The 2,992-nt window shown below is 71.1% G+C and carries 3 protein-coding genes, 1 pseudogene and 1 riboswitch; of the genes and pseudogenes, 1 reads left to right on the forward strand and 3 read right to left on the reverse strand.

The annotated features are described in order from the left end of the window. The 3 genes and pseudogenes from ACFZBP_RS41015 to gcvT form a co-directional block, all read right to left on the reverse strand. Nucleotides 1-188, reverse strand: a pseudogene (locus ACFZBP_RS41015) (serine hydroxymethyltransferase); the annotation flags it as partial. Nucleotides 189-204: 16 nt separating this feature from the next. After that, nucleotides 205-582 (reverse strand): glycine cleavage system protein GcvH, encoded by a 378-nt coding sequence (gcvH, locus tag ACFZBP_RS41020; RefSeq protein ID WP_062717581.1) that lies wholly within the window; start codon nucleotides 580-582, stop codon nucleotides 205-207. Nucleotides 583-710: 128 nt separating this feature from the next. Then, complete coding sequence (gene gcvT / locus ACFZBP_RS41025) at nucleotides 711-1,829, reverse strand: glycine cleavage system aminomethyltransferase GcvT (RefSeq protein WP_391420992.1); 1,119 nt, start codon at nucleotides 1,827-1,829, stop codon at nucleotides 711-713. 164 nt (nucleotides 1,830-1,993) lie between these two features. Then, nucleotides 1,994-2,092: riboswitch (glycine riboswitch) on the reverse strand. A gap of 170 nt (nucleotides 2,093-2,262) precedes the next feature. Here gcvT and ACFZBP_RS41030 point away from each other — a divergent pair. Next, nucleotides 2,263-2,937 (forward strand): AAA family ATPase, encoded by a 675-nt coding sequence (locus ACFZBP_RS41030; RefSeq protein WP_391420993.1) that lies wholly within the window; start codon nucleotides 2,263-2,265, stop codon nucleotides 2,935-2,937. Nucleotides 2,938-2,992 lie beyond the last annotated feature (55 nt).

Here is a 2,992-nt window from a genome sequence, read left to right on the forward strand (position 1 = left end):
GGATAGCCCTCGGCGTACTTGTTGGTGGCGACCGAGCCCTGGGCCTCCATGACCGCGACCGGCGCGAAGTTCTCGGAGGCGATCATCTCCAGGGTGGTCTGCTGGCGCTCCAGCTCGGCGTCGAGCGCGGCGGCGACGGCCGGGTCCAGCTCGTGCAGGGGGGTGTTCAGAAGCGACTTGTCAGACATAAGGGGGTGTAACTCCTCAGCCGGCGGTGTGGGCGACGTACTCGTCGGCGGAGAGCAGGTCGGCCGGCTCCTCCGTGACGCGTACCTTGAACAGCCAGCCGCCCTCGAAGGGGGCGGAGTTCACCAGCGCCGGGTCGTTCACGACGTCCTCGTTGATCTCGGTGACCTCGCCGGTGACCGGGGAGTACAGGTCGGACACCGACTTGGTCGACTCCAGCTCACCGCAGGTGTCACCCGCGGTCACGGTCGAGCCGACCTCGGGGAGCTGGGCGTAGACGACGTCGCCGAGCGCGTTGGCCGCGAACTCGGTGATGCCGACCGTCGAGACGCCGTCCTCGGCGGTCGACAGCCACTCGTGCTCCTTGCTGTAGCGCAGCTGCTGGGGGTTGCTCATGGCCTGAATTCTCCTGTACGCGCGGGAGTGGTGATGGATGGGGGACTGCTGCAAACGCCTGTGAGCAGCGCGAATGTGCGCAGGGTCACGCACGGGGGCGCTGTCTGGGTCAGTCTCGCCGTACGGCGTTACTTCTGCCGCTTGTAGAACGGCAGCGCCACGACCTCGTACGGCTCGTGGCTGCCGCGGATGTCCACGCCGACCCCGGCCGTGCCCGGCGCCGAGTGCGCGGCGTCGACGTAGGCCATCGCGATCGGCCTGCCCAGGGTGGGGGAGGGCGCACCGGAGGTGACCTCGCCGATGACCTCGCCGCCGGCGACGACCGGGTACCCGGCGCGCGGGACGCGACGCCCCTCGGCGATCAGGCCGACCAGGACGCGCGGCGGGTTCTGCGAGGCGCGGTCGGCGGCCGCGGCGAGCGCCTCGCGCCCGACGAAGTCGCCCTCCTTCTCGAACTTCACCACCCGGCCGAGCCCGGCGTCGAAGGGGGTCAGCGAGGTCGAGAGCTCGTTGCCGTACAGCGGCATGCCCGCCTCGAGACGCAGCGTGTCCCGGCAGGACAGGCCGCACGGGACCAGGCCGACGCCCTCGCCCGCCTTGGTCAGCGCCTGCCACAGCTCTACGGCGTGCTCGGGCTGCACGAACAGCTCGAAGCCGTCCTCGCCGGTGTAGCCGGTGCGCGCGATGAGGGCGGGGACGCCGGCGACGGTGCCGGGCAGGCCGGCGTAGTACTTCAGGCCGTCGAGGTCGGCGTCGGTGAGCGACTTCAGGATGCGCGGGGACTCGGGGCCCTGGACGGCGATCAGCGCGTACGCGTCCCGGTCGTCGCGGACCTCGGCGTCGAAGCCGGTCACGCGCTCCGTCAGCGCGTCGAGCACGACCTGGGCGTTGGAGGCGTTGGCGACGACCATGTACTCGGTTTCGGCGAGCCGGTAGACGATCAGGTCGTCGAGGATGCCGCCGTCGGCCCGGCAGATCATGGTGTAGCGGGCGCGGCCGACGCCGACGGAGGCGATGTTGCCGACCAGGGCGTGGTTCAGGAAGGCGGCGGCCCCGGGGCCGGTCACGGTGATCTCGCCCATGTGGGAGAGGTCGAAGAGCCCGGCCTTCGTCCGCACGGCGTTGTGCTCGTCGCGCTCGGAGCCGTACCGCAGGGGCATGTCCCAGCCGGCGAAGTCGGTCATCGTCGCGCCGAGCGAGCGATGCAGGGCATCGAGCGCGGTACGACGGGGTTCAGTGCTGCTCATCGGACGTTGTCTCCCAAGGCATGACGGGCGAGGTCGTTCCTCCCCATCTGTCATCGGAACCTGAGAGGTTCGCCGGGACCGCCACAGGGACGATCAACGGCTTGCACCTTGGGTGGGGCCACGCGTCCCGGGTAGGGACGGAGCGGCCCGCTTTTCAGATGTGCCTCGCCCGCGCGGTAACGGGGCCTGAGAGATTCAAGGGAGGGACTTGCTCCTTCGGCGCCCCAGCGATGCACTGCTGGGGACTCTCCCGCGCGGATTCAAACGGCCGGTATGCAGTTGGCGCGCACATCATTGCACGCCCGTGCCCGTCAACGGCAGGCCGTGTCTGTAACCGGCTTGTGGCAGGAAGTGAACGAAAATGCGAGAGATCATCCATTACCTTCTCTTTACGCTCAGTGGGGATGGGGAATCCTGACCCCGGAGGAGGACGATGACGGTGAACCGCACTACGGCGTACGCCACGACCTCGGGCATGGCGCTGCCCAAGCAGCCCGCGGCCCCGGCGGCCGAGGCCCGCGGCACGTGCCTCGCACCCGTGGTCCGTGATCTGCGCGAGCGCTCCGGACGCAGCCCGCGCGCGCTGCTCTTCGGCCCCCAGGACCTCGTCGTGATCACCGGCCTGCCCGGCAGCGGCAAGTCCACGCTGATGAGGAGGGCGGTGCAGGGCACCCGCATCGACTCCCAGGACACCCGGGACCGCTGGGACGCCCGCATGCCCCGCTTCCTCCCCTACGCCGTCTACCGCCCCCTGGTCCGCCTCGCCCACTACGCCGGACTGCGCCGCGCCGTGCGCTCCGGCGAGGGCGTCGTCGTGCACGACTGCGGTACGCAGGCCTGGGTGCGCGGCTGGCTGGCCCGCGAGGCCCGCCGCCGCGGCGGCAGCCTGCACCTGCTGCTGCTCGACGTCGCCCCGGACACGGCCCTGGAGGGCCAGCGCGAACGCGGCCGCGGCGTCTCGCGGTACGCCTTCCTGCGCCACCGCCGCGCGGCCGCCCGCCTGCTGACCTCGGTGGAGAAGGGCGACCTGCCCCAGGGCTGCGGCTCCGCGGTGCTCCTCGACCGCGAGGCGGCGGACGCCCTTCGCCGAATCGATTTCCCGAGCTGACCGACCGCGGAGGTTGGCCGGGGGACACGGATGGCTGTCTGCGGCTTCGGCGGTG

It is taken from the genome of Streptomyces sp. NPDC008086 (assembly GCF_042957325.1).
Taxonomy (GTDB): Bacteria; Actinomycetota; Actinomycetes; order Streptomycetales; family Streptomycetaceae; genus Streptomyces.